Raw genomic sequence first — 1,288 nt, 5'->3', positions numbered from 1 at the left:
GCAGTATTCAGTTGTTGTTGCTATCTCCGATATTGCTGGAAATGGGCCTGTATTAAGCTCACCACAAACGGTAACCACACTATTTGAACTTGATATTTCTGCACCTGAAATAACTGGACCCATCGTAAGTGACATAAGCCAAACGACCGCAATCGTTCGCTGGACGACTAACGAAGCAGCAGATAGTGGTGTTTCCTATACGGACGGGAATAGCACTAATACGCTTCAAAGCGAGTCCTTGGTTCGTTCGCATGAAATGTATTTAAGTGGTCTAGATGCTAATACTACTTATGTCTTAAGGGCGTCTTCCACTGATGCAGCCGGGAACGGGCCGAGCATTTCCGCGCCTGTTGAATTTACTACTTTAGCTTTGCCTGACACGACAGCACCTCAAATTATCGCAGGGCCTATTGTTGAAAATATTACAGTTAGCAGCGCAGACATACTTTGGTCAACTACCGAGTCTTCATCTCGTACGGTTCGTCTGGGGCTAAGCGAAGAGTCCCTAGATCAGACTTTTACTCTAAATGGATTTTCTACTGAACACAGCGTTCCTGTTTTCAACCTTGCTGCCGACACCCGATATTACTTTAGGGTCGAGTCTTCAGATCTTTCTGATAATACCGTTACCAGTAATGTGCTTTCATTTAAAACCTTATTACCCGGTGTTGCGCCCGTTACACTAGAAATTGTAGCAGAGCCAGTCATAGAAAATGCCAGTACTGATTCGCTGACTGTTAGCTGGAAAACAAATCTTGATGCTGATAGCCGGTTAGTCTGTGAGGCTGAGCAAGCTGTTAGCGAGTTTGAGCAAGCAACAACATTCTCCAGCTCTTCGCAAATTGCACCCTACTTTGCTGCTGCGCCAACCCGGTCAATTGAAGAACAATACATCGTTTTACTAAAAGAGCCCGAAAACGCAACGCAGAGCTCAAGCAGAAATCGCAGCATATACTCCCCTTCACCGATCAGCCCGCAGTTTTTCGGGCTCTCTAAAAACCAATCTCCTGAGCAGCGTAAGGCATCAGTTCAGGCATTGGCTACTGATATATCTAACAAAGTCAAAGCGAAGGCGGTGCGCCAATACTCCAGTTCAGTTCCTGGTTTTGTGCTAAAAATGAAAGCTGAAGAATTACAGAATCTTCGCAACGACCCTCGCGTACTTTTGATAGAGCAAGATCAGGTAATGAGTGCTAGCGTAACGCAAAACAGTGCGACATGGGGCCTTGACCGAATCGATCAAACTGCTTTGCCGCTTGATACCACCTATAGCTATGAGCTAGATGGT

General features: G+C 45.7%; 1 protein-coding gene. It reads left to right on the top strand.

All coding sequences use genetic code 11. The features are described from left to right. Positions 1-1,288: protease inhibitor I9 family protein (locus A3763_RS01740; RefSeq protein ID WP_197482686.1), on the top strand; the 1,288-nt coding region annotated here is incomplete at both ends.

It is taken from the genome of Oleiphilus sp. HI0128, from assembly GCF_001635365.1.
Note: the sequence above shows the minus strand (reverse complement) of the source record. Positions and strands in the feature narration are given on the sequence as shown.